Origin of the sequence: Peribacillus sp. NPDC060253 (assembly GCF_042727425.1) — a bacterium.
In the GTDB taxonomy this organism is placed as follows: Bacteria; Bacillota; Bacilli; order Bacillales; family DSM-1321; genus Peribacillus.
In genome coordinates, this window is record NZ_JBHXAS010000001.1 from 12,782 (window position 1) to 30,577 (window position 17,796).

Genomic DNA, 17,796 nt, shown 5'->3' on the forward strand with positions numbered 1-17,796 from the left:
CAATGGAATGAGCCTCTGATACAGATATTATATCATTTACTCGAAATAAAGTCTGTAAAATCACCAAATTGATCGTGAATGAAGTCAAAGGCAAGATTAGGGGCTACCCCGAAAATGATCGTGCCTATTACGCAAATGATTAACACGGTATATAGACCAGAACGGATTTTAATGACCTTGTCTGAATGAAAGGGTCGGAAAAAGACTTGAACCAATAATCCGAAATAATACACATAGGATACGATGGTACCTGCAATCATGATTCCTGCAAGGACAAAATGTCCAGGTTCCGTAATGAATGTTCCAAGAAAAATATTCAGTTTGCCAATAAAGCCTGTCGTCCCGGGAATTCCGGCCAGCGAAAGGATAAAGACCGTAAATGCAATGGCAAGGTACGGCGATTTTTTCCCTAGTCCTGCAAGAATGCTAATGTCATCTGATCCGCTTTGACTGGAAAGCAGTTGAATGACTGCAAATACACCGATATTCATTAATACATATGCCAGTAAGTAATACCAGACTGTGTCCATCAGGAAATATCCTCCACCCAATGTAGCTACCGCTACAAGGAGGTAACCCGCATGGGCGATGCTTGAATAGGCGAATAATCGTTTTAAATTTTGCTGCCTTAACGCAATCACATTCCCAATGATGATCGTCAGACCTGCCAATGAAGCTATATAGATATTATTTTTCTCCAAAAAGTCAAGCGCACCGAACACGTCACCGGAAGCTGTTTGAAATAACGAAAGAAAAATGCGCAGGATAATGACGAAACCTGCTATTTTCGATATTACACTTAAGAAGGCTACGACTGGTGTTGGTGCCCCCTCATAAACATCCGGTGCCCACATATGAAATGGAGCCGCAGCAATCTTGAAGGATAATCCGACAAAAACCATGAAGAAAGCGAGACCCATAATGTATTGCAGCTGACCATCCGTCAGTGCGGCCATCGTCCGGCTCATCTCGGCTAGGTTGACTGAACCAGTCACACCATATAAATAGCTCATCCCGAATAAAGTGATCGCCGTGGAAATACCGCCGTTTATTACATACTTCATGGACGCTTCGTTAGACTTCAGATCATGTTTACGTATACCGACTAATATATACGATGAAAGTGAAAGCAGTTCCAGCCCAACAAACAGGGTTATCAAATCCCCGCTTGAGGACATGATCATCGCTCCAAGCAAGGCGGTCAGGAACAGATAATAAAATTCCCCCCTATGCTCATGCAACCCCTCTTGCGGTTCATAGCTTTCAGCCAGAAGGATGATAAGACCTGCTCCGAATAATAAGAGTAGCTTAAATGCTTTTGCAAAAGAGTCTAACCGAAATGTATCGGATAAGATACTTACTGACTCAAAGGATAATAAGCTAATCAGTGACAAACAGGCTAAAATGATGCCTGTTAGCGCGAGCCAGGCCAGTTTCCTTCGATTAAAGTGCTTAGGCCAGAATAAATCCAATATCGAAAGAATCATGGCCGTTCCAAGGATGATGAATTCCGGCATCATCGCTCCCCAATTATAAGAAAGCATCGTGTTCCAATCCATCCTTCATCGCCCCCCTAAAGCTAGCATCATGGCTTCAATCGTTCCTTGAAGAGGCCCGCCTAACAAATTTGGGTACACCCCAACGGATATGATCAAACCGAGAAGAACCAATGCCGGTACAAACTCCAGCCCTTTAAGGTCCCATTTCTCTTTTTCTACCAAACTATTAGTTTTACCAAAGGTCATCAACATAACTGCCCTCAGTATATATACTGCCGTTAAAATCAGCCCGATCACCCCAACTGCAGCAAGCGTTGGTTGGCTCTTGAATAAGCCGAGAAATACCATGAATTCACTGATGAAGCCAGACATGCCAGGCAAACCGAGTGAAGCCATCCCGCACGCTAACATAAACCCGGAAAAAACCGGCATCGACTTGGCCAATCCCCCAAGCTTAGGAAGCATGGTGGTTCCCGTCCGTTCGTATAATACACCCACCAAGAAAAACAACAGAGCAGCAATTAACCCATGTGAGATGACTTGAAAGATGGCTCCCTGAATGCCCGCTTCATTCAAGGCTCCCAACCCCATCATGACGATACCCATATGCGAGATCGATGAGTATGCTAAAACGAGCTTGAAATCCGTCTGTACCAACGCTAAAAATGCACCATATAAAAAGCTGAGGACCCCAAATAGGACAACGGTGAAGGCCAAGCTTTTATATTGCTCTGGAAATATCCCCATTCCAAACCTGATGATTCCGTACGCTCCTATTTTCAATAAGACACCTGCATGAATCATGACTATGGATGGAGGTGCCTCTGCATGGACCTGCACCATCCAGCTGTGAAAAGGGAATACCGGCAGCTTTACTGCAAATGCAATGAGGAAGGCCAGACATAAGCCATACTTCATCGAACCGGATATGGGTGCAAAAAGCGATACACCGCCCATTGTCATCATCTGCGTCAAAGCCGCAATATTGGTTGTACCTGTCCGGGCAAATAAAATTAAAATAACCACCAATAAAACTGCCGAACCAATGCCGTTATAAATTAAGAAACTATAAGATGCTTTCTCCCTCTCCAGAAAGCCCCATCTGCCAATTAAAAAGAAAGCGGGAATCAAGGTCATTTCAAAAAAGATGAAAAAAAGGATCAAATTTTCTGCTGTAAATACACCGAGCATGCCAATCTCCAAGATCAAAAATAGCAAATAATACCCTTTCCATTCTTGTTTTATATAGATGGAGGCGATTGCTGCCAGTGAAGAAATGATTGTTGTCAGTAATATGAAGATTAGACTTAATCCATCCAGACCCAACTCAAAATTAACTGTGAAGAGCTTGGGATCATACACCTCCAGATTCCCAAACCTGATCCAATTCACCTTAATGTCAAAGAGGGAAAGGGCAACACCTGAATAGTATTGACTACATAGAAAGAACGAGAGGAAAAGAGGAGGCAGTGTTCCGAAAAAGCCAAATTGTTTAATCGTCCTTTCCTCTTTTTTCGGCATAAGGGCAACCATCACAATACCCAGCAAGGGTGAAAACACTAAAAGTGAGAGCAAATAGACATTCATCTTAGATACCCCCCAGTTACTGCAAAAATGACCAACAATACCGCAAGTCCCAAAAAGGCTATCATGCCGTAACGCTGTACCTGTCCCGTTTGCAGTTTAGACCCTATTTTCCCCAACCCCTCTATCGAGATTGTTACAGTGGATACCACCCCACCGACAATGAACCTTTCGATATAAGATAGGAATAAACTTAAGCCTTTGATTGCATAGCCTACGGTAAAATGGTAAATCTCATCAATATAATACTTATTATCCAAAACTCTATAAAACTCGTTGTTTTCTTGAACAAGCCAGCTCCGAGGTAACTTCTTTTTAGCGTATATCATATAAGCAAGGAATATACCTGCCAGCGATACAAGCACGGCCATGACCATAATCCAAACGGGACCCTCACTATGGCTATTACCTCCAAGAAGCGTTTCATTTCCCTCCATTAGCCACTCACCAAGGAAGGTTCCGAACCATGGTGTTTGGACATATCCACTGATTACTGCAAGGAACGCCAATACAAGCATGGGAAGCAACATGATTGAAGGTGATTCCTTGACCTGCTTCACTTGACTGCGTGATTCTCCTGTAAATATCATGAAAAACAGCCGGAACATGTAAAACGCAGTTAAAAAGGAGGTGATCACCGCTAGTGCAAACAACAAATAATTACCATTCTCCCATGCTGCCATTAGAATTTCATCTTTACTGAAAAAACCCGAGAGTAAGGGAAATCCTGATATCGCTAAAGTGCCAGTCAAGAACAGCGGCCCAGTCCAATTCAATTTCCCCCATAAGCCACCCATTTTTTCTATATCCTGTGTATGTATAGCATGAATAACACTGCCTGCTGCCAAAAACAGCAATGCTTTAAAAAAGGCATGGGTCATTAAATGAAACACGCCAGCCACATATCCAGCAGTACCCAAAGCAAGCATCATAAAACCAAGCTGAGAGACAGTCGAATAGGCCAATACTCGCTTAACATCCTTTTGCACAAGAGCAATGCTTGCGGCAAAGATGGCTGTAAATCCGCCTGTTATCGCCACGACTTGCATCGCAGCAGAACTAGCCAGGAATAATGGGAACATGGTCGCTACCAGGTAAACCCCTGCAGCAACCATGGTTGCTGCGTGAATCAGCGCGGAAACTGGAGTCGGGCCTTCCATTGCATCGGGAAGCCATGAATGAAGAGGAAATTGTCCAGATTTCCCAACCGCACCGATAAAAATTAAAATGGCAATCAACGTCAAGCTTTCATTTGATATCACGCCCGATTGAACGGCTTGAAAGATCTCTCCATATTCAAAGCTACCTGTTCCCCAGAAAAGTAGAATAATACCGACCAAGAGCCCTACATCCCCAATTCTGGTCATGATGAACGCCTTCTTCGCTGCATTCTTGGCTTCCTGTTTATAATAGTAAAATCCGATCAGCAGGAAGGAGCCCACCCCTACCAATTCCCAGAAAAAATAAAGTTGTAATAAATTGGGTGCCATGACAAGCCCAAGCATGGCAAATGTGAAAAAGCCCAGATAAGCATAAAAAGTTGAGAATCGCTCTTCACCCTTCATATATCCCTTCGAATATAACTGGACAAGCAGGCTGACAAGAGAAACGATCACAAGCATCAAAGCATTAAGCTGATTGATTTCAAATCCCGCTTTAAGTTGCGTCCCTCCGATGGAAAGCCAATCTATCGTTATTTTATAAGTAGGTTCCTTAAACCGTTCCATCAAGACAAGCAACGATAAAATAAACGAAGCAAGAGTACATATTATTCCAATATATGCCCCTCTTTCCCGCAACCGCCCACCTGATAGAAGCAGAACCAGAAACGTGACGAGTGGAAAGATCGGTATGAGCCAAGCGTTCTCCATCATCGTATCAAATCCCCTTCTTCATTTATATGAACCTTCAATGCTTCATAATGTCCATTTCATCGACATTGACCGTCTTCCGATTGCGATATAGGGACATTAATATAGCCAGACCTACAGCTGCCTCGGCTGCAGCAATTGTAATCGTGAATAATGAAAACACTTGACCCGTAATAGATGGCGTTACCCCTAATTTACTGAAGGCAACTAAATTGATATTCGCGGCGTTTAGCATCAGCTCGATTGAAATCAAAACAATGACAGCATTTCTTTTTGTCAATGCTCCATACAACCCTATACAAAATAAAACGAGTGCCAATACGAGATAAGCTGACAAGGGAACTCCCGTCATGATTGATCTCCCTCCTCATCATCTTTTTTAGCTAATACGATGGCACCAACTAAAGCTACAAGCAGGAGTACAGACATTACTTCAAATGGGATTACATATTTTGAAAAAAGTTCGATTCCTATTTGTTTTGTATTTTCCTCATGCAAGGTGGCTGGCTGTACAGGTATATCCAGATTATAAATCCCCAGATAAACCGCCACGGCGAATCCAGCAATCGCTAATAGCAAAGTGATTTTCCCCCAGCCTCCTTTTGCCGGTTCGTCACTTTCTTGGTGTTTAGTCAGCATAATGCCAAATAACATCACGATCGTAATGGCCCCTGAATAAATCAGGATTTGGACGACGGCGACAAACTCTGCCGAGAGCAACAAATAAATGCCGGCAATACTTAAGAAAGTAAAAACAAGTGCAATGACCATATGGACCACTTTAGTTAACGTAATTAGCAGCACCCCGCCTAATATGGCTACAAGTGCCAAGCCAAAAAAGGCAATTAATTCACCGGATAAAGTCATACTTTATTCACCTTCCGGATATTTTCATCGTTCTCATCCAACCACTCCAGATTTTTAAATAAATGATCCCGGCTATACTCCGCCAGCTCAAATTGGTTCGTCATTACGATTGCTTCTGTAGGGCAGACCTCCGTACATAGATCACATAAAATACAGATCTCGAAATTAATGTCATACGTATCGATGATCTTTCCTTTTTTCGACGGATCAGGATGCTTTTTACCGGTTAATTGAATACAATCCGTTGGACAAATCGTCACGCATTGATTACATACAATGCACTTTTCAGGGTAGAACTTCTGGATTCCGCGGAATCGGTCAGGGAGCGGCAGCGGCTCATTCGGGTAGTCATAGGTCACTTTTTTCCGGGTCAAGTTCTTTAATGTATAGGTTAAACCTTTTGCTAAACCAAGCATTTAAATCCCTCGCTTTCTGACCAGCTTAAGTTTTTAAAAAAGGTTGATTAATTCTTTTATAAGTGCTGTCAAAAATATATTAGCTAACGCAACCGGGAGCAATACTTTCCATCCGAACTCCATCAATTGATCGGCCCTTATACGAGGAAAGGTTACACGGATCCAAACCAGTACATAGAACACAGCACTGAATTTCAGACCGAACCAGATAGCCGCAGGAATAAAATCCAAAAACGGAATAGAATTCCATCCCCCTAAAAATAATACAGTGGTTAGCGTGGCCATTGCAAACATATATACATATTCGGATAACATAAAGAAGGCCCAGCGAAAACCAGAGTATTCAACATGATACCCCGCAACAAGTTCAGATTCCGCTTCCGGAAGATCAAAAGGTACCCTGTTCAACTCGGCAACCGATGCAATAAAAAACACGATAAATGCAATCGGCTGAAGAAAAATGAACCAAACCTTCTCCTGGGCTGCGACTATTTCATTCAAGTTTAAACTACCTGTTAAGAGTACGATTCCCACTAGCGACATCACCAACGGAATCTCATAAGATATCATTTGTGCGGCTGCCCGCATCCCGCCGATCAACGAATACTTATTATTGGATGCCCAGCCAGCCGTGACGATTCCGATTGTCGATATGCCGGAAATGGCCATATAATACAGAAGCCCTACACCTATATCGGCAAATTGGAAGGCATCCGTGAACGGCAAGGCGGCAAGGACCATGAAGGCTGGAGCAAAAGCAATCACTGGCGCTAATATATAAAGCGGCTTATCGGCTTTTTTGGGTATCGTATCTTCCTTGATCAGAAGTTTCAAAACATCGGCAACGGTCTGCAAGAGACCCCATTTTCCTCCAATTTGGTTGGGACCCACCCGTAGCTGCATGAACCCCATGATTTTCCGTTCTGATAGGATTCCATAGGTAACAAACCCTAACACAACGAATAGCAGCAGGACTGCCAAACCAAAAAAAATGCCAAAATTCAGTAAGCTTGGAGTGGAGTGAAGCAAATCCTTGATCATTTATCCATCCACCTCCCCTAGAACAATATCGATTGCACCTAATATCGTTATCAAGTTCGACATATTTTCCCCTTCCAATAACTTCGGAAGTATTTGCAGATTATAAAATGAAGGTCGGCGAAATTTCAAACGATATGGCTCCTTTTTCCCTTCACTCGCAATATAACAGCCGATCTCCCCTCTTGGTGATTCAATTCGGACAAATGCTTCACCCTTGGGAACCTTTATTATTTTCGGGACCTTAGCAAGGACCGGCCCTTCTGGAAATTGCTCGACCGCCTGCTCAAGAATTTTCAATGATTCTTCGATCTCCTCCATTCTACAGTGATAGCGTGAAAAGGCATCGCCCTCTCTCCGTGTAGGTACATCAAAGTTGAACCTGTCATAAATGGAATATGGTTCATTTTTTCGTAAATCCCAGTTCACACCTGTACATCTTAAGTTTGCCCCGCTAAGCGAATACTGCAACGCTTCTTCCTTCGTATAGGTGCCTACCCCTTTAACTCGATTCACAAAGATTTCATTCCCTGTTACAAGCTCATGGTAACCGGCAAGCTGTTCCCTCATATACGGCACAAACTCGGCCACCTTTTCAATCCAGTCTTCAGGGGCATCCCATTTTACACCACCAACACGCATATAATTGAAAGTAAGCCGTGCCCCTGACAATTCAGTTAGTAAATTAACGATCATTTCCCGTTCACGAAAAGCGTATAAAAAAGGGCTCGTCGCACCTATATCAAGCAAGTATGTACCCCACCAGACAAGGTGGCTTGCAACTCTGCCCAACTCCATTGCGATTACCCGCAAATATTCTGCCCTATCGGGGATTTCCATCTCCATCATTGTTTCAACAGCATGGCAAAGCACATAATTATTTGTCATTGCGGCCAGATAATCCAGCCGATCGGTATATGGAATGATTTGTGTATATTGCAAGTTTTCCGCTAGTTTTTCCGTACCACGATGCAGATACCCAATGACAGGGGTAGCCTCTTTTATAATTTCACCATCGATTTTGATGACAAGCCGAAAAACACCATGTGTACTCGGATGCTGCGGCCCGACATTGAGAAGCATTTCTTCTGTCCTTAACATTGGGGTTACACCTCCACATCATAAGGCTGATAATCTTTTCTAAGGGGATACCCTTTCCAATCATCACCAAGTAAAATCCTCTTTAAATCAGGGTGTTCATGAAAATGAATACCTAATAAATCATACGCCTCACATTCCGGCCAATTGGCTCCTGACCATAATGGAACCAATGATGGAATAGCGGGAGAATCCCTGTCCAGCTTCACCTTCAAGGCAACTGATTGATTCATGTTGAATGAATGCAAATGTACATAAATTTCCATATGGGTTTCGAAATCCGTTCCATGAAGTTCCGATAAATACGAAAAGTTAAGCTGTTCATCATATCGAAGGAATTTCGCTATTGAGAAATATGTATCTGGATTAGCTACTATTGTGGGTACATCTTTTGATAGTCTATTAATATAGTGGTCTATTAATGCCTCTTGTCCCACATTCCTTTCAATAGCATGAACAATTTGATCGAGTTTGGCCTGGTTTGGAGAGGGTTCATCTGGAATTTGATCTTCCTTGCTTTCCATTACACTATTCCTGGCCTTCGCAACAGCAGCAGCTTTCGCCTTGGCAGCTGCAATTGCCTTTGCCTTGGCTTTTTCAAGATCATCATCATTATCACTGGATTCCTGTTTTCGAGCCAGCGCGGCAACTTTTGCCTTGGCTGCCGCGGCCGCCTTTTGTTTCGCTAGATCCAATTCACCTTCCGGCTTTTCGACCGCTTCCTCCTGCGCCTTTTTTCGAGCCAGCGCTGCCGCTTTCGCCTTGGCTGCCGCAGCCGCCTTTTGTTTCGCTAGATCCAATTCACCTTCCGGCTTTTCGACCGCTTCCTCCTGCGCCTTTTTTCGAGCCAGCGCTGCCGCTTTCGCCTTGGCTGCCGCAGCCGCCTTTTGTTTCAACAGATTCAGTTCACCTTCCGGCTTTTCCGTCGCTTCCTCCTTCGCCTTTTTCCGAGCCAGAGCTACAGCTTTCGCCTTGGCTGCCGCGGCCGCCTTTTGTTTCAACAGATTCAGTTCACCTTCCGGCTTTTCCGTCGCTTCCTCCTTCGCATGTTTTCGGGCCAGTGCGGTGGCCTTCGCCTTAGCCGCTGCCTCTTTCTTTTGTTGGGCTAAGTCCTGCTTCTCGCTCATCTATATCACCCGCTTTCCGGTTTTCGCCTCATAACGGATTTTCTCTTTTAATTTATTGATTCCATATATAAGTGCTGCCGGGTTTGGGGGACACCCCGGAATATATACATCGACAGGTACTATTTGATCTACTCCTTTGACCACCGAGTAGGATTTCACATAGGGTCCGCCTGCTGTAGCACAAGATCCCATTGCAATTACCCACTTCGGTTCAGGCATTTGATCGTACAATCTACTTATTATCGGGGCCATTTTTTTCGTTACCGTTCCTGAGACAATCATGACGTCAGATTGTCTTGGTGATGTCCGGAAAAATGAACCAAAACGATCCAAATCATAATGTGAGGAGCCCACACCCATCATTTCAATTGCACAGCATGCTAAACCGAAAGTCATTGGCCAAAGTGAATTACTTCTAGCCCATCCCTTTATTTGTTCAAGTGTCGATAAAAAAATACTGTTACGCATTTCTTCCATTTCTGCGGGAGTAAGTTCGTCTAACTTCAATTCCATTTTAACACCTTCTTTTTCCAAGCATAGATTAGTCCCAACATAAGGATAAGAACAAAAAATAGCATTTCAAACAGGGCAAACAATCCGAGCTCATCATAAGCTACCGCCCATGGATATAGAAAAACCGTTTCTACGTCAAATATGACGAACATCAAGCCGAATAAGTAGTATCTGACATTGAATTGAACTCTCGAATCCTGAAAAGGCTCGATTCCACTTTCATAAGTCGTATATTTCATATCTGTCGGTTTATGGGGCCTAAGCAGTCTGCCAAGAAATAATGCAATCACTGGTAATAAAATGCCGAGACAAAGAAAAACAAATACAATTAAATAATTATTTTGGTAAATATGCAGTTGTCCCATATTCATCTCCCTTTATGGATAAATCATGTTTAATGGGTACATTTTACTTTTGCTTGTCTTCTTTTTTTGTAGGATACCTTTTTAAATATTTATGCAGGGTAACAATCTTTTAGAAGCATACGTGACTGGAGGAGGTTTGAAGTAATATATGTAAGCGTATACATTATAACATCAAAATAATGGTATGTCGATGAGCCTAGGTTATATATGGAAAATACTTTTTTTTATAATTCGATAATATTTTCAAATCTTCAGCAGGTCATTTCGACATTCCATGACAAAAAACTTCAAAAACTTTTTTGAGGGATAAAAAAACCTGATCTTACCACGAATGGTTTGATCAGGTTTTTTATCATTTTAGGTTATCGCATTTCTGCAATTTGAATCCGATTAATAGCACGTTTAAGTGCTAAATCAGCTCTTTTGGTATCATTTGATCCATCATTATTCTGCAATCTTTGTTCCGCACGTGCTTTTGCTTCTTGAGCTCGTGCAAGATCGATAGTTTCAGCTCTTTCAGCAGATTGAGCTAAAATGGTTACCACATCAGGGCGAACTTCTAAGAAGCCACCGTTTACAGCTACATAGTCTGTGTTGCTTCCATTTTTAAGACGGACAGCACCGATGGTAAGAGGAGCTACAGTTGGAACGTGTCCAGCCATAATTCCCAGCTCACCACTTTTAGCTTTAGTGCTTACCATTTCAACTTCTGCATCATATACTGGGCCATCGGGAGTAACAACATTGACTTTAATGGTCTTCATTTCATTCCCTCCTAGGTCCCTTTAATTAAGCCATTTCTTTTGCTTTAGCAACAACTTCTTCGATGCGACCAACTAGACGGAAAGCATCTTCAGGAAGTTCGTCATATTTTCCAGCTAGGATATCTTTGAATCCTTGGACTGTTTCTTTAACTGGTACATAAGATCCTTTTTGACCAGTAAATTGTTCAGCCACGTGGAAGTTTTGTGACAAGAAGTTTTGAATTCTACGAGCACGGCCAACGATTATTTTTTCGCCTTCGCTTAACTCGTCCATACCCAAGATCGCAATAATATCTTGAAGTTCTTTATATTTCTGTAAAGTTGATTGAACTTGACGAGCTACTTTATAGTGCTCAGCTCCAACGACTTCTGGGCTAAGAGCACGAGAAGAAGAAGCCAATGGATCAACTGCTGGGTAGATACCCATTTCAGAAAGTTTACGCTCAAGGTTAGTTGTTGCATCTAAGTGAGCGAAAGTGGTAGCTGGAGCCGGATCCGTATAGTCATCGGCAGGTACATAGATAGCTTGAATAGATGTAACAGAACCTTTATTAGTTGATGTGATACGTTCTTGTAATTGACCCATTTCTGTAGCAAGGGTTGGTTGGTAACCTACCGCTGAAGGCATACGGCCTAGAAGGGCAGAAACCTCTGAACCTGCTTGAGTGAAACGGAAGATGTTATCGATGAAGAAAAGAACGTCTTGTCCTTGTTCGTCACGGAAATATTCAGCCATTGTCAAACCACTTAGAGCTACACGCATACGTGCACCTGGTGGCTCGTTCATTTGTCCGAATACCATCGCTGTTTTCTTAATAACACCAGAATCAGTCATCTCGTAGAAAAGGTCATTTCCTTCACGAGTACGCTCACCTACACCAGCGAATACAGAGATACCGCCGTGCTCTTGTGCGATGTTATTAATAAGTTCTTGGATAAGTACAGTTTTACCAACACCGGCACCACCGAAGAGACCGATTTTACCACCTTTGATGTAAGGTGCAAGTAAATCTACTACTTTAATACCAGTTTCAAGAATTTCAACTGTTGTTGATAAGTCCTCAAAAGTTGGTGCTTGTCTGTGAATTGGATCACGACGTACTTCTGCTGTAAGTGGTTCAAATAGGTCAATGTTTTCCCCTAATACGTTGAAAACGCGGCCTAGAGTTACTTCACCTACAGGAACGGAAATTGGAGCTCCTGTATCAACAGTCTCTGCACCACGAGTTAAACCATCCGTGGAAGACATTGCTACAGTACGAACTGTATTATCACCTAGTTGAAGGGCTACTTCAAGAGTTAGTCCTGTACCAGACGCTGTATTTTCGATTCTTAACGCGTTATAGATCTTAGGAAGTTGTCCGTCTTCGAATTTCACGTCAACAACCGGACCCATAACTTGAGTAACGCGTCCTATATTCATCGTTTTCCCTCCTAACGTTGCTTATAACGACAATCAAGTTTATGGAACGGCCAAGCATCGTCCGAGCCGACCGTCCCTTAAATAATTTTATTCTAAAGCTGCTGCACCGCCAACAATTTCCGTGATTTCTTGAGTGATTGCGGCCTGACGTGCACGGTTATATTGCAATGAAAGTGAATCAATCAATTCTTTCGCATTATCGGTTGCATTTTTCATTGCAGTCATACGTGCAGAGTGCTCACTTGCTTTACCATCTAACAAAGCACCATAAATTAAACTTTCTGCGTACTGAGGTAGTAATACCTCAAGAATTTCTTCTGCATTCGGTTCAAATTCATAAGATGTCAATTTTGCATTGGAAGTATTAAAGTCAGCTAAAGGAAGTACTTGCGTTTCCGTTACATCCTGCTGGATTGGGCTGACATAATGGTTATAGTACATATAAAGCTCATCACACAGTTCATTTAGATACAAATTCACTGTTGATTTAGCAAGGGAGCTAATGTCAGCGAAAGATGGCTGATCAGGAACACCAATTACTTCAAGCTCTACGTGCATATTACGGCTGACAAAGAAATCACGGCCAACCCTTCCGATTGCGATAATGACGAACTCATCATTGGATTTATGACGTTCAAGAATAGTTTTATGAACGTGGCGAAGGATACTACTGTTGTATGCTCCTGCCAATCCGCGGTCCGATGTGATTACCAGGTAACCGGTTTTCTTCACTGGACGTGAGACAAGCATTGGATGAGTTGCACCCGTACTTCCGTTCGCAATACTTGACACTACTTCTTGAATTTTTTCCATATATGGAACATATGCTTTAGCATTAGCTTCAGCACGGTTCATTTTAGAAGCAGATACCATCTGCATGGCTTTTGTAATTTGACTCGTCTTTTTCGTTGAAGTAATCCGAGACTTAATATCGCGTAAAGAGGCCATTCATTCTCACCACCCTTTATAAATTAGTTAGACCTTATTATTCAGAAATAACGAAGTTCTTTTTGAATTCGTTAATTGCACCAACGATAGCAGCGTCTTCAGGAAGACCTTTAGTTGTGCGAATGTGATCTAATAATTCCGGATGAGAACGATCTAGGAACACATAGTATTCTTCTTCAAAACGAAGGATATCGGATACTGGAATATCATCAAGATGACCTTTAGTCAATGCATAGAAAATCATGACTTGTTTTTCAACTTTAATTGGTTTGTTTAGATCTTGCTTAAGAACTTCAACTGTACGAGCACCACGGTTAAGTTTTGCTTGAGTAGCAGCATCAAGATCAGAACCGAATTGAGAGAATGCTTCCAATTCACGATAAGAAGCTAAGTCTAGACGTAATGTACCAGCAACTTTTTTCATCGCTTTAATTTGTGCAGATCCACCAACACGGGATACGGAAAGACCAGCGTTAATCGCAGGACGTACACCTGAGAAGAACAAATCAGATTGTAAGAAGATTTGTCCATCTGTAATGGAAATAACGTTTGTTGGAATGTAAGCAGAGATATCGCCTGCTTGTGTTTCAACAAATGGAAGCGCAGTGATTGAACCGGCACCTAAAGTGTCATTCAATTTAGCTGCACGCTCAAGTAAGCGGGAGTGCAAGTAGAATACATCCCCAGGGAATGCTTCACGACCTGGAGGACGGCGAAGAAGCAAGGAAAGTTCACGGTATGCTGATGCTTGTTTAGAAAGATCATCATATACCACTAAAACGTGCTTGCCAGAGAACATAAACTCTTCACCCATAGTCACACCAGCATATGGAGCTAGGTATAAAAGTGGTGCTGGTTGAGAAGCTGATGCAGATACAACAATTGTGTAATCTAGTGCACCATTTTTACGTAGTGTCTCAACTGTTCCACGAACTGTTGATTCTTTTTGACCAATTGCAACATAAATACAGATCATGTCTTGGTCAGCTTGGTTAAGGATTGTATCGATCGCAACTGATGTTTTACCAGTTTGACGGTCACCAATGATTAACTCACGTTGTCCACGTCCGATTGGTACTAGAGCATCGATTGCTTTAATCCCTGTTTGTAATGGCTCATGAACAGATTTACGGTCCATAACACCTGTAGCAGGGCTTTCGATTGGACGAGTTTTTGTTGTAGCGATTGGACCAAGACCATCCAAAGGTTGTCCTAGCGGATTCACGACACGTCCGATTAATTCTTCTCCAACTGGTACTTCCATGATTCTTCCTGTACGGCGTACTTCACTGCCTTCTTGAATGTCTCTGAATGGTCCAAGAATAACAACACCTACGTTATTTTGCTCAAGGTTTTGTGCCAATCCCATTGAACCATTAGAAAATTCTAAGAGCTCCCCAGCCATTGCATTATCTAAACCATGAACGCGAGCGATACCATCACCAACAGTGATTACTGTACCTACATCGCTTACTTTAATTTCCGACTGATAGTTTTCAATCTGCTTTTTAATCAGCGCACTGATTTCTTCAGCTTTGATGCTCATGAATTTCACCCCTATCTGTGAATATTAACCTAATAGTTGTTTGCTAAGGCGATCAAGCTTCCCGCTTATCGTTCCGTCATAAATACGGTTACCGATTTGAAGTTTGATGCCGCCAATGATATTGCTATCCGTAATATTGGTAATACGTAAATTCCGTTTGCCGATTTTTGCAGCAAAAGCTGAAGACACAGCTTCCGCTTCAGCTTCAGTTAAAGGATTCACGGTATAAACAGTCGCATCCGCAACTGAATTTTCTTCGTTCGCAAGTTCAATGAACTCTTGTGCCATAGCAGTCACTTCATCTGTACGATGACGCTCCACCATTAACATTACAGTGTTTTGAACGGAAGATGATAGACTTGCAAATGCATTTGCAAGCAATGCATTTTTTGCACTGCTAGTCATTTTAGGATGAGCCAAGAAGCCTAATAGCTCTTTATCTTTTGTAAAAACTTCAGTCACTATGCGAAGCTCTTCTTCAAGTTGGTTAATGAGATTTTGCTCTTTCGCAATTTGGAAAAGAGCTACAGCATAACGTCCTGCTACAGTTATATCGCTCATTTACCTTCTCCTGCCTCTTGAATATATTCATTGATTAGTTTTTCTTGATCAGCTGATGAAAGTTCTTTCTCAATCACTTTAGATGCGATCATAACAGATAATGAAGCTACTTGCTCGCGTAAGGCGGCAACTGCTTTTTCTCTCTCTTGAACGATTTCACGTTTTGCTGATTCTTTAACACGTTCAGCTTCTGCACGCGCTTGATTAATAATATCTTCGCGTTGTGCTTCGCCTTGTTGCTTAGCATTCTCTATAAGTTGTCCCGCTTCTGTGCGAGATTGTTTTACGATTTCACGCTGTTCTTCTAAATACTTCAGTGCTTCTTTTCTACTAACTTCAGCTGCTTCAATTTCATTTGCAACATGCTCTTCACGTTCTTTCATGATGCCCATTAGCGGACCCCATGCAAACTTCTTAAGCAACGCTAACAAAATAATAAAGATAAAAAGCTGGAATATGATATCCCCACCATTAAAGTGGGCTGCTTGACCAAGAACAAAATTGCTTGTTAACACGCTCGGTTCACTCCCTTCATGAGATTCACTATTGAAGTTCTGTATTTTCAATTGACAGTATCACTGCCATAAATGTTCACTTTAACACAGAGCAATGGCGAAGGGTCTCCTTGGATCATCTTCGCCATTATTGAACTTTTTCAAGTTATCTTATTTACCCATAACAATAAACGCGATAACTACAGCGATAATTGGAAGTGCCTCAACTAACGCAATACCAACGAACATTGTAGTTTGAAGCATACCACGAGCTTCTGGCTGACGAGCCATTCCTTCAATTGTACGCCCAACGATAAGACCATTACCAATACCCGCACCTAGTGCACCTAATCCAACTGCGATAGCAGCAGCTATAAGACCTAAAGAACCTGTCATGATAAATTTCCTCCTTGAAATGTTGTTTTATTTTTTCATCAATATAATGTTCAAAATGAACAATATTTATAATTAATGGTCGTCACTTACTTTATGTGAAAGATAAACCATCGTTAACATAGTAAAGATAAAAGCTTGAATGGAGCCGACAAAGATACTAAATCCTTCCCAAGCTAACATTGGTAATACAGCAGTAGCTGCACCCAAAACACTACTTGTTCCTAGTCCAGCAAGTAAAGTTAATAGTAACTCACCCGCATAAATATTCCCGTAAAGCCGCAATCCTAGAGTTAATGTATTAGCGAACTCTTCAATAATCTTTAACGGAAACAAGAAACCCATTGGTTGGACATAAGTTTTGGCATAATTTTTCATGCCTCTCATCTTGATACCATAATAATGAGATAAACCCATTACCATAACTGCCAAGGTTAAAGTTATTGCTGGATCAGATGTAGGTGATTTCCACCAAAGCTGTCCTCCTATTACAATCGAGAACGGCAATCCTAACATATTTGAAACAAATACGTACAATATTAACGTCATTCCCAACATAAGGAACTGACCACCCGTACGCCAATCCATATTGCTGTTGATGATGTTTTTCACAAAATCCATAACCCATTCGATAAAGTTTTGGATTCCTGTTGGCTTCATCGCAAGTTTACGAGTTGCTGTAACAGCAATTATGAAGACAATGAGACTTGCGATAGTCATCATAAGAACATTAGCCAAGTTGAAATGTATTCCGGTATCCATAAATTCCCACATAGGGGCTTCATGATTCAACAGTATTCACCTCTCTTCTTTACTACTACATATGTTTTGCATAAAATAATCTATCATAATGACAAAGTAAACTGTCATTAATCCCACAACCACGCAGACTACTTGAAACTCATCAGGATATCTCAATGCAATAATTGCAGCTAAACCCGCTACAGACATTCTAGTTAAACTACCAAGGGAGCGCGTTTTCTTACCTTCGGCAACCTCTTGAGCGAACTTTTTGTTTTTTTTGACCATTGACCAGAATATAAATAGGCTGAAGGCAGTTCCAAGCAATAATCCTTGGAAGACTGAATCATGTGAAGTGAAGACCACCCCAAGTACATAAATACCCATTAAATACAACATGTATTTTAGCTGCCTATTGAACATTTTTTCCAATTCTAGCATTTTGTCATGTAATCTCCCTAGAAATATTGTAGTATCTGTGTTTAGCTAGGAGAATTTGCCCGTAACAAGTCCAAATAGAAGGTCAAAAACTTACTTCTATTTGACAC

20 protein-coding genes are annotated in these 17,796 nt (G+C 41.8%); all 20 read right to left on the reverse strand.

From position 1 onward, the window contains the following. Positions 1 to 32: 32 nt before the first annotated feature. Positions 33 to 1,559: an NADH-quinone oxidoreductase subunit NuoN gene (gene nuoN / locus ACFWE9_RS00085; RefSeq protein WP_230159229.1), complete on the reverse strand. Its 1,527-nt coding sequence runs from the start codon at positions 1,557 to 1,559 to the stop codon at positions 33 to 35. A gap of 3 nt (positions 1,560 to 1,562) precedes the next feature. Continuing rightward, on the reverse strand, positions 1,563 to 3,086 hold the full coding sequence (locus ACFWE9_RS00090) for a complex I subunit 4 family protein (RefSeq protein WP_377355282.1): 1,524 nt from the start codon (positions 3,084 to 3,086) through the stop codon (positions 1,563 to 1,565). Beyond that, positions 3,083 to 4,957 carry an NADH-quinone oxidoreductase subunit L gene (nuoL, locus tag ACFWE9_RS00095; protein WP_377355283.1) on the reverse strand — a complete coding sequence of 625 codons (1,875 nt, stop codon included), beginning with the start codon at positions 4,955 to 4,957 and terminating at the stop codon, positions 3,083 to 3,085. The genes ACFWE9_RS00090 and nuoL overlap by 4 nt, the downstream gene beginning before the upstream one ends. Before the next feature lie 34 nt (positions 4,958 to 4,991). Then, the gene (gene nuoK, locus ACFWE9_RS00100) at positions 4,992 to 5,306 is read right to left on the reverse strand and encodes an NADH-quinone oxidoreductase subunit NuoK (protein ID WP_057911923.1); all 315 of its coding nucleotides are present in this window, start codon (positions 5,304 to 5,306) and stop codon (positions 4,992 to 4,994) included. Further along, the gene (locus ACFWE9_RS00105) at positions 5,303 to 5,821 is read right to left on the reverse strand and encodes an NADH-quinone oxidoreductase subunit J (protein WP_230159226.1); all 519 of its coding nucleotides are present in this window, start codon (positions 5,819 to 5,821) and stop codon (positions 5,303 to 5,305) included. The genes nuoK and ACFWE9_RS00105 overlap by 4 nt, the downstream gene beginning before the upstream one ends. Next, complete coding sequence (nuoI, locus tag ACFWE9_RS00110; RefSeq protein ID WP_048685828.1) at positions 5,818 to 6,237, reverse strand: NADH-quinone oxidoreductase subunit NuoI; 420 nt, start codon at positions 6,235 to 6,237, stop codon at positions 5,818 to 5,820. Before nuoI ends, ACFWE9_RS00105 begins: the two co-directional genes overlap by 4 nt. Before the next feature lie 33 nt (positions 6,238 to 6,270). Beyond that, positions 6,271 to 7,278: an NADH-quinone oxidoreductase subunit NuoH gene (nuoH, locus tag ACFWE9_RS00115; protein WP_230159225.1), complete on the reverse strand. Its 1,008-nt coding sequence runs from the start codon at positions 7,276 to 7,278 to the stop codon at positions 6,271 to 6,273. Continuing rightward, positions 7,279 to 8,376, reverse strand: coding sequence for an NADH-quinone oxidoreductase subunit D (locus tag ACFWE9_RS00120; RefSeq protein ID WP_377355284.1), 1,098 nt, complete (start codon positions 8,374 to 8,376; stop codon positions 7,279 to 7,281). It abuts the gene before it with no gap. Positions 8,377 to 8,381: 5 nt separating this feature from the next. Continuing rightward, a complete protein-coding gene (locus tag ACFWE9_RS00125; protein WP_377355285.1) occupies positions 8,382 to 9,500 on the reverse strand; it encodes an NADH-quinone oxidoreductase subunit C in 1,119 nt (372 codons plus the stop codon). After that, on the reverse strand, positions 9,501 to 10,013 hold the full coding sequence (locus ACFWE9_RS00130) for a NuoB/complex I 20 kDa subunit family protein (protein ID WP_230159222.1): 513 nt from the start codon (positions 10,011 to 10,013) through the stop codon (positions 9,501 to 9,503). Beyond that, on the reverse strand, positions 10,004 to 10,378 hold the full coding sequence (locus ACFWE9_RS00135) for an NADH-quinone oxidoreductase subunit A (RefSeq protein WP_377355286.1): 375 nt from the start codon (positions 10,376 to 10,378) through the stop codon (positions 10,004 to 10,006). The genes ACFWE9_RS00130 and ACFWE9_RS00135 overlap by 10 nt, the downstream gene beginning before the upstream one ends. Before the next feature lie 362 nt (positions 10,379 to 10,740). Beyond that, a complete protein-coding gene (locus ACFWE9_RS00140; RefSeq protein WP_230159220.1) occupies positions 10,741 to 11,142 on the reverse strand; it encodes a F0F1 ATP synthase subunit epsilon in 402 nt (133 codons plus the stop codon). 25 nt (positions 11,143 to 11,167) lie between these two features. After that, positions 11,168 to 12,565: a F0F1 ATP synthase subunit beta gene (gene atpD / locus ACFWE9_RS00145; protein ID WP_230159219.1), complete on the reverse strand. Its 1,398-nt coding sequence runs from the start codon at positions 12,563 to 12,565 to the stop codon at positions 11,168 to 11,170. Positions 12,566 to 12,652: 87 nt separating this feature from the next. After that, positions 12,653 to 13,513, reverse strand: coding sequence for a F0F1 ATP synthase subunit gamma (locus ACFWE9_RS00150; protein WP_230159218.1), 861 nt, complete (start codon positions 13,511 to 13,513; stop codon positions 12,653 to 12,655). 37 nt (positions 13,514 to 13,550) lie between these two features. Beyond that, the gene (gene atpA / locus ACFWE9_RS00155) at positions 13,551 to 15,059 is read right to left on the reverse strand and encodes a F0F1 ATP synthase subunit alpha (protein WP_230159217.1); all 1,509 of its coding nucleotides are present in this window, start codon (positions 15,057 to 15,059) and stop codon (positions 13,551 to 13,553) included. A 24-nt stretch (positions 15,060 to 15,083) separates the two neighbouring features. Beyond that, positions 15,084 to 15,620 (reverse strand): F0F1 ATP synthase subunit delta, encoded by a 537-nt coding sequence (locus ACFWE9_RS00160; protein WP_230159216.1) that lies wholly within the window; start codon positions 15,618 to 15,620, stop codon positions 15,084 to 15,086. Further along, entirely contained in the window at positions 15,617 to 16,135 is a 519-nt protein-coding gene (gene atpF / locus ACFWE9_RS00165; RefSeq protein WP_230159215.1) for a F0F1 ATP synthase subunit B, read from the reverse strand. The genes ACFWE9_RS00160 and atpF overlap by 4 nt, the downstream gene beginning before the upstream one ends. 150 nt (positions 16,136 to 16,285) lie before the next feature. Then, entirely contained in the window at positions 16,286 to 16,510 is a 225-nt protein-coding gene (atpE, locus tag ACFWE9_RS00170) for a F0F1 ATP synthase subunit C (RefSeq protein ID WP_034315818.1), read from the reverse strand. A gap of 72 nt (positions 16,511 to 16,582) precedes the next feature. After that, positions 16,583 to 17,299 (reverse strand): F0F1 ATP synthase subunit A, encoded by a 717-nt coding sequence (gene atpB / locus ACFWE9_RS00175; protein WP_230159214.1) that lies wholly within the window; start codon positions 17,297 to 17,299, stop codon positions 16,583 to 16,585. A 6-nt stretch (positions 17,300 to 17,305) separates the two neighbouring features. Next, positions 17,306 to 17,689: an ATP synthase subunit I gene (locus ACFWE9_RS00180; protein ID WP_230159213.1), complete on the reverse strand. Its 384-nt coding sequence runs from the start codon at positions 17,687 to 17,689 to the stop codon at positions 17,306 to 17,308. Between the last annotated feature and the right edge of the window lie 107 nt (positions 17,690 to 17,796).

Excerpts from the sequence above, each read along its gene's own strand:
- nuoN (WP_230159229.1), bottom strand. The coding sequence starts at position 1,559 with ATGGATTGGAACACGATGCTTTCTTATAATTGGGGAGCGATGATGCCG.
- ACFWE9_RS00090 (WP_377355282.1), bottom strand. The coding sequence starts at position 3,086 with ATGAATGTCTATTTGCTCTCACTTTTAGTGTTTTCACCCTTGCTGGGT.
- nuoL (WP_377355283.1), bottom strand. The coding sequence starts at position 4,957 with ATGATGGAGAACGCTTGGCTCATACCGATCTTTCCACTCGTCACGTTT.
- nuoK (WP_057911923.1), bottom strand. The coding sequence starts at position 5,306 with ATGACGGGAGTTCCCTTGTCAGCTTATCTCGTATTGGCACTCGTTTTA.
- ACFWE9_RS00105 (WP_230159226.1), bottom strand. The coding sequence starts at position 5,821 with ATGACTTTATCCGGTGAATTAATTGCCTTTTTTGGCTTGGCACTTGTA.
- nuoI (WP_048685828.1), bottom strand. The coding sequence starts at position 6,237 with ATGCTTGGTTTAGCAAAAGGTTTAACCTATACATTAAAGAACTTGACC.
- nuoH (WP_230159225.1), bottom strand. The coding sequence starts at position 7,278 with ATGATCAAGGATTTGCTTCACTCCACTCCAAGCTTACTGAATTTTGGC.
- ACFWE9_RS00120 (WP_377355284.1), bottom strand. The coding sequence starts at position 8,376 with ATGTTAAGGACAGAAGAAATGCTTCTCAATGTCGGGCCGCAGCATCCG.
- ACFWE9_RS00125 (WP_377355285.1), bottom strand. The coding sequence starts at position 9,500 with ATGAGCGAGAAGCAGGACTTAGCCCAACAAAAGAAAGAGGCAGCGGCT.
- ACFWE9_RS00130 (WP_230159222.1), bottom strand. The coding sequence starts at position 10,013 with ATGGAATTGAAGTTAGACGAACTTACTCCCGCAGAAATGGAAGAAATG.
- ACFWE9_RS00135 (WP_377355286.1), bottom strand. The coding sequence starts at position 10,378 with ATGGGACAACTGCATATTTACCAAAATAATTATTTAATTGTATTTGTT.
- ACFWE9_RS00140 (WP_230159220.1), bottom strand. The coding sequence starts at position 11,142 with ATGAAGACCATTAAAGTCAATGTTGTTACTCCCGATGGCCCAGTATAT.
- atpD (WP_230159219.1), bottom strand. The coding sequence starts at position 12,565 with ATGAATATAGGACGCGTTACTCAAGTTATGGGTCCGGTTGTTGACGTG.
- ACFWE9_RS00150 (WP_230159218.1), bottom strand. The coding sequence starts at position 13,513 with ATGGCCTCTTTACGCGATATTAAGTCTCGGATTACTTCAACGAAAAAG.
- atpA (WP_230159217.1), bottom strand. The coding sequence starts at position 15,059 with ATGAGCATCAAAGCTGAAGAAATCAGTGCGCTGATTAAAAAGCAGATT.
- ACFWE9_RS00160 (WP_230159216.1), bottom strand. The coding sequence starts at position 15,620 with ATGAGCGATATAACTGTAGCAGGACGTTATGCTGTAGCTCTTTTCCAA.
- atpE (WP_034315818.1), bottom strand. The coding sequence starts at position 16,510 with ATGACAGGTTCTTTAGGTCTTATAGCTGCTGCTATCGCAGTTGGATTA.
- ACFWE9_RS00180 (WP_230159213.1), bottom strand. The coding sequence starts at position 17,689 with ATGCTAGAATTGGAAAAAATGTTCAATAGGCAGCTAAAATACATGTTG.